A 6,198-nucleotide genomic window follows, 5' to 3' on the forward strand; every position below is an offset into this window, starting at 1 on the left:
GATTTCGACTTGCAGAGCGCTATCGAATAAAAGTTGCTAAATTAAGAGATTAATGCAAAATCTTTACCCTAAAATATCAGCTTTGTTCTTAAATCACGCAAAGCAGGATAAAATAGTTAGACCACTATAGAGAGAAGCTAATTTTGGAAGATATTATTCGCGGCGTCCTCTCTTTTCAAAAGCATGGTTTTGAAAAGAGAAAAAACTTATTTAAAGAACTTGCGACAGGCCAAAATCCAAAAGCACTCTTTATTACTTGCTCTGATTCAAGAATAGATCCCAATTTACTAACCGACTCTGAACCCGGCGAGCTTTTCATCTGCCGTAATGCTGGAAATATAGTTCCGCCCCATACCAGCGCAACGGGTGGAACGACAGCTTCGATAGAATATGCTGTCAGTGTATTAGGCGTGGCTGACATTATAATCTGTGGGCACTCTGACTGTGGGGCTATGAAAGGCGTGATTAACTCGGAAAGTTTAAATAAGGTGCCACACGTCAAAGAGTGGTTAGGTCACTGTGCAAATGCTAAAGAGCAGGTTAAAAGTAAACATGCAGGTTGCTTAACCGAGTCTCATATTGAAGAGTTAACTCAAGCTAATGTGCTTTCGCAATTACAACATTTACGCTCGCATCCAAGTGTGGCTGAAAAATTAGCTAACGGCGAAGTCCATCTTCACGCTTGGGTCTACGGCATAAAAAATGGCCAAGTAAACGTGTACTGCGAAAAGTCAGGGAGTTTTATCCCATTCACTTCAGCATATCCAAACAGTTAAATAACCTTATGTAATAACAAATTTATTCCATATATCAGTAAAGAATACATCTGAGCTTGAATAAAAATTTGGTGGAAGTAACACTCTGCAGGAATAAAGAAAAATCCCAAGCGTAGAAATTATTGTATTTGAACAAACGCATGTATAATAAAGCGATACGCCATCAATCTTAAAAAGATATTAATGACAGAACTTGACGAGCAACTAAATAACCCACTCCATGGCCTAAAACTTGAGCAATTATTAACTGAATTGGTTGATCATTATGGCTGGGAAATCTTAGCTGAGTATACCAATATCAACTGTTTTAAAAAGAATCCAAGTATAGCTTCAAGCTTAAAGTTTTTAAGAAAAACAGAATGGGCAAGAGAAAAAATGGAGCGTTTTTATCTTTATCAGTTTAAAAGTTTACCTAAAGCAGATGATGCCAACTATGAACTACCACCAAGAAAGCGAATTATCCCAGCTCACATAAAACCAAGAGAGCCTAGGGTATTACTGCCGGGTCAGGCTCCACCACCAAAACAAAGAATGCTGGGTCGTGAAAAAGCAAAAACAAGTTCAAAGCCTGTACGTAAAAATAAACCAAGTCAAGCAAACGACGTTTGGGATCCTTGGGGCTTAAATAAAAAGTAATAATCTGTTATTTACTTTCGCTTGTTTGTTGGTTTTCTGCTCGGTTTTTTTGCCACTTGACCTTTAATCGTATGTTTTGGCTTAGCAGGACCTCTACGACCTTCTGGAACTGGCTTTGCTGATTTTTTATTCTTGCTTGGCGATTTCTTAGATTGGCCAGTGTTGGACGGTTTTCGTTTCTGTCCAGAGCGCGAATTAGTCGCCGATTTCTTAGTTCGACTTTGAACACCTTCCTGCGCTAAACCAGTAGAATCAGCAACTGCAGTGTTAATCTCTTCCATTTCTTTCGCAGTTAACTTACGCCATTCACCTGGTTTTAAGCTGCCTAACGAAACATTCATAATCCTGACACGTTTTAATTTGGTTACTTCATAACCGAAATATTCAGCCATACGTCGAATTTGACGATTAAGGCCCTCTGTAAGAATGATTTTAAAGACATACTGACTAACCATATTGATTTTACATGGCTTAGTCACAGTACCTAAAATAGGAACGCCTTGAGACATCTTAGTCAGAAATTGATTATTGATAGGTTTATCAACAGTAACCAAATATTCTTTATCATGAGCATTTTCAGCTCGAAGGATTTTATTAACTATATCACCATCACTGGTCAAGAATATCAGCCCTTCTGACATTTTATCTAAACGACCAATAGGGAAAATTCTTTTTTTATAACCTATGGCGTCAATAATATTCCCGCGAACATTACGCTCAGTGGTACTGGTGATATTAATCGGTTTGTTGTAAGCAATGTATTCACGATCTGCTTGCGAGTTTTGATTTGCTCGCCCTTTGATTTTGCGGCCATCAACACAAACCTGGTCACCTGGCTTATACCTAGCACCTAGCTCAGGCTTTTTACCATTAAATAAGACTCGATTCTCTTCAATTAACTTGTCTGCTTCCCTTCTAGAGCAATAGCCAGAATCACTGATAAATTTATTGAGTCGAATACCATCTTGCATTGAGTTTGCACCTTAAAAATTTTGAAAAATTATACGCTAAATAGAAAAATTTGCGAACAAGGCTATATCAAAAGGTTATAAAAATAGTAGAAATAACTAGTTTAATTAAATCTAAAACAAGCTATCTTTAGTTAAGATTTTAAATTTAAATAAAAAACAACTAAGCAAGGATTGCTAAATGGTCAACGTGTTAAATTTATTCACGCCTTTCACTCCCCAGACGGCAAAAATTAATGCACGCATCAGTAAGCCTGAATGTGTCATAGGAGAATACTTTCAGCTTGAACTCGATATATTAAGTGGAAATATTGAGCAACATATTAGCTCAATTAAAACTCAAGTAGACTGCTATCTGGAAGACGTAAATGCCACAACCAAAACTGAGAAAACGACAATAACATCCTATCAATTAGAAAAGAATATTGTCTTAAGCCCGAATACGAAAATCAGCCAAAGTTACGATTTATATTTACCACTCGATAGTCCTATCACTATGCCTGGCTGTAGGTTTGAAGTATCAACTTCTATATGTCACGCAAATGAAGCTGTATACCAGGATAGGATTTCAATCTATGCACAACCGAATAAACTTTTAGCGGCTTGGTTTAGCTGTTTAGCTAAATTAAACCTCAAACAATCCAACTATTGGATAGCCGACCGCCATAACAGAACCCATTTTAATTTTGCTTATCAACAAAAGTATCGTTACATCAATATGGGAAGTTCGGAGCTCCCCAATAAATTTTTTATCATTTTCAGTTATGAGTCTTATCCAGATTACTTAGATATCAATATAGATTTACAAAAATCTAATTACCGCTCTTCGCAAGAGTCGTTCAGAATTACAATAACTAATCAAAATAACCATGACCTAAGAGAGATATTGATTAAGCAAATTAAAGAGTTCACTAATTAGTGTTATCATTAAACAAAGCTTTTTAATCGACGACTCACGTGTTAACAAAAGATAATCTTAATCAATTAAAGCACAATGGATGGCGAACTTGTATTTTACTAATCGGCGAAAAACGTTGGCGGAAAATGCAAGTAGAACAACTGACAAGTCTCTACCCTAAAGATACCGGCATAGAACTGACTAACCCATTGCAAGCTGCTAATTATCAGAACTATTTAGGACGCGAATTAAATTACCTGTGGTTTGATAGCGAGTATGGAATAAATCCAGATAAAGTCGCCGCATTATCCGGTTGTCTTTTACCTGGCGGTTTGTTGATACTTAGTTTTGAGCAAGTCGATAAGGATAATGATCTTAATAACTTCATGCCTTGGCAAAATGAAGATAAACCGTACATTAGCTTATTCAATCAACGTTTATTTAATTTAGCAAGTAAAAACAACAGAGTAATTACATATTATCAAGGTGCTAAAAACAAAGCGTACAAGGTAGAAAATTTAGACAAGATATGGTCTAGACCGAATAAGCTTACCCCAGAACAAGTTAATATAGTTAATAGCATAGGTCAGCAGTCTAAAGGGCACTTTTTAATTACGGCAGATAGAGGACGAGGAAAATCGGTTTGTTTAGCGCAACTAGCACTCGAGCTAGAAAAGATACATCCAAGCAAAGCGATATATGTCACGGCACCGAGTAAGAAAAATCTAGACAGTTTTTTCGAATGGCATAATCAACATACGATAGTCAGTAGCCAGTTAAACTATATTGCACCTGACGCACTCGCTAATTCAGCAAAACAAATAGACTTTTTACTGATTGATGAAGCCGCTGCAATACCAGAACAACTAAGACAGCAAATAGTAACTAAAGCTAGGCATGTCACTTACGCTACCACTCTGCATGGCTATGAAGGATCAGGGCAAACTTTCAACTTAAAATTTAAACAATTTTTAACGCGTCATGATTGTGGGTTAATGGAATATAAATTAACGACCCCTATTCGTTGGAGCGAAAATGATCCACTCGAAGGCTGGTTAAACAGGACCTACTTGTTAAGTACGGATAATTCATCATACGACTTAAGTAAAAATATTAAGATTGATTGGGTTAGTCCAATGCAGCTGATGAATGATGAATCAGAGCTAGAGCAAATTTTTGGATTACTATCACAAGCGCACTATCGAACAACACCCTCTGATCTCAGATACATTTTAGACAGCCCTTCACTTTTAATAGCATGTATCAAAAATGATAGAAACCAAGTGGTTGCTTCAGCATTAATAAGTCAAGAAGGTAAACTTGAACCCGATTTAACGGCACAAATCTTAAAAGGGGAAAGAAGACCTAAGGGACACTTGTTACCACAAAGTGTCATTGTCAGTTCAGGTCTAACTCAGTTTGCTAATATGCTAGGTTGGAGAATTGTTAGAATCGCAGTACAGCCTAATATCCAAACACTAGGACTTGGTTCTAAGTTACTACAATGGTTAACAAAAGAAGCAACAAAAAACAGCGAGATTGAGTATATTGCAACAAGCTTTTCATCAACTGACAACTTATTAACTTTTTGGAAAAAACAAAATTTTGATTTAATTCGGACTGGTTTAACAAGAGATAAGGCCTCTGCTAATTTTTCTGTGATTATGTACAAGCCCATATCAAGCTTAGCAAATCAGCTAAATACTAAACTGACAATCAATTGTTTAGAGCAAATTAATTACTATCTTGCTTCAAATTATGCTGATGTAAAGCCATCCCTACTCTGGCGTTGGTACTCTGCTCTATCGCCTAATATTGCCCATGACCAAATTATAGATAAAGAAGTAATATTGCTAGTTAGCACTACATCAGCTGATATCTATTCATTTAAGCCAAAATTAACAAACTTCTGTATTATGAATGCAAATACTTTATTGCTGAAATTAAGTGAAAATGAATCAGATCTGCTAGCCCACTATTTTTTAAAACAATCTCCAATAGAGAAAATATGCGAAATGTTTAAATTTACCGGTAAAAAACAACTTACTCATAATATCCGTAAAATATTAGTAAAATTGTGTAGCTAAGATGAAATTGACGGTTAAACACACGAAAAAAAAATTATTGAAAAAAATATGTTTGGTCTTAGCTTGCTCTTTTATTCCGATCAATCTAGCAAGTACAAAAGAGTTAGCGCCTATCTATATTCAAGCTGCAGCCTGTAAACAAAAGAAATGTTTTAACACTTATCGCAACTTGCTATTTTCAATCCACCAAACAGCCAACATTAAATACACTGCAAAATTAAAAAACAAGTTTAGTATTACTTCAAGTATCGTAAGCGATAGAAAAGCACTAGAAGCGCTGAGGCAGAAGATAAACTCAGATCTAAAAATACAAGTAACGGCATCGTTAATAGATTTAAGTGGGCAATATTATTTAGACCTAGGCACCCAGCCGAATGAGACCCAAGCGAGCTGGTTGGTAAAATATGCTAACTATATAGCACGGGGTTTAAACATAAACTTCAAATCAAATAATGCAATGAAAAAAGAAAGCTTAATTCTTGTATTAGCAGGCCCGTATAAAGATTTAGCAATCGCCCAAGAAAACTTAGCCATAATAAAATCTATACCCGAATTTAAGAGTGCATTTATTTTAAATTAGCTACAAAAAAGTTTATATCAAAAAGTTAAGTAAATATTTTTACCAAAACGAAAAAAGCCCTTAGCTTTCGCTAAGGGCTTAATCTTGTATAGCTTGCGCTATCTAATTAAGAGCCTGACAGTGTGCTACTCTCACATGGGAACTCCCACACTACCATCGCCGCTATTAGGTTTCACTTCTGAGTTCGAAATGGATTCAGGTGGTTCCCTAATGCTATTGCCGTCAGGCATAAACTGTATCGTGAATGGATTTC

6 protein-coding genes and 1 rRNA gene are annotated in these 6,198 nt (G+C 36.1%); 5 read left to right on the forward strand and 2 right to left on the reverse strand.

The annotated features are described in order from the left end of the window. The first annotated feature begins 143 nt into the window (after positions 1 to 143). Together XM47_RS09290 and XM47_RS09295 are read left to right on the forward strand one after the other, a co-directional pair. The gene (locus tag XM47_RS09290) at positions 144 to 776 is read left to right on the forward strand and encodes a carbonic anhydrase (RefSeq protein WP_048691873.1); all 633 of its coding nucleotides are present in this window, start codon (positions 144 to 146) and stop codon (positions 774 to 776) included. A gap of 183 nt (positions 777 to 959) precedes the next feature. Then, entirely contained in the window at positions 960 to 1,412 is a 453-nt protein-coding gene (locus XM47_RS09295) for a VF530 family protein (protein ID WP_048691876.1), read from the forward strand. Positions 1,413 to 1,423: 11 nt separating this feature from the next. Here XM47_RS09295 and rluF read toward each other — a convergent pair whose 3' ends face one another. Further along, positions 1,424 to 2,383, reverse strand: a complete 960-nt coding sequence (gene rluF / locus XM47_RS09300; protein WP_078061875.1) for a 23S rRNA pseudouridine(2604) synthase RluF — start codon at positions 2,381 to 2,383, stop codon at positions 1,424 to 1,426. Positions 2,384 to 2,561: 178 nt separating this feature from the next. Here rluF and XM47_RS09305 point away from each other — a divergent pair, with 178 nt between their 5' ends. Genes XM47_RS09305 through XM47_RS09315 form a run of 3 tightly spaced genes read left to right on the forward strand, consistent with a single transcriptional unit; the run spans position 2,562 to position 5,945 of the window. After that, complete coding sequence (locus tag XM47_RS09305; protein ID WP_048691878.1) at positions 2,562 to 3,299, forward strand: sporulation protein; 738 nt, start codon at positions 2,562 to 2,564, stop codon at positions 3,297 to 3,299. Positions 3,300 to 3,337: 38 nt separating this feature from the next. Then, positions 3,338 to 5,365, forward strand: a complete 2,028-nt coding sequence (locus XM47_RS09310; RefSeq protein WP_149865487.1) for a tRNA(Met) cytidine acetyltransferase TmcA domain-containing protein — start codon at positions 3,338 to 3,340, stop codon at positions 5,363 to 5,365. Positions 5,366 to 5,402: 37 nt separating this feature from the next. After that, positions 5,403 to 5,945 carry a hypothetical protein gene (locus tag XM47_RS09315; protein WP_149865488.1) on the forward strand — a complete coding sequence of 181 codons (543 nt, stop codon included), beginning with the start codon at positions 5,403 to 5,405 and terminating at the stop codon, positions 5,943 to 5,945. 112 nt (positions 5,946 to 6,057) lie between these two features. Here XM47_RS09315 and rrf read toward each other — a convergent pair. Continuing rightward, positions 6,058 to 6,172: ribosomal RNA gene (gene rrf / locus XM47_RS09320) — 5S ribosomal RNA — on the reverse strand. Between the last annotated feature and the right edge of the window lie 26 nt (positions 6,173 to 6,198).

Origin of the sequence: Catenovulum maritimum, from assembly GCF_001050375.1 — a bacterium.
In the GTDB taxonomy this organism is placed as follows: Bacteria; Pseudomonadota; Gammaproteobacteria; order Enterobacterales; family Alteromonadaceae; genus Catenovulum; species Catenovulum maritimum.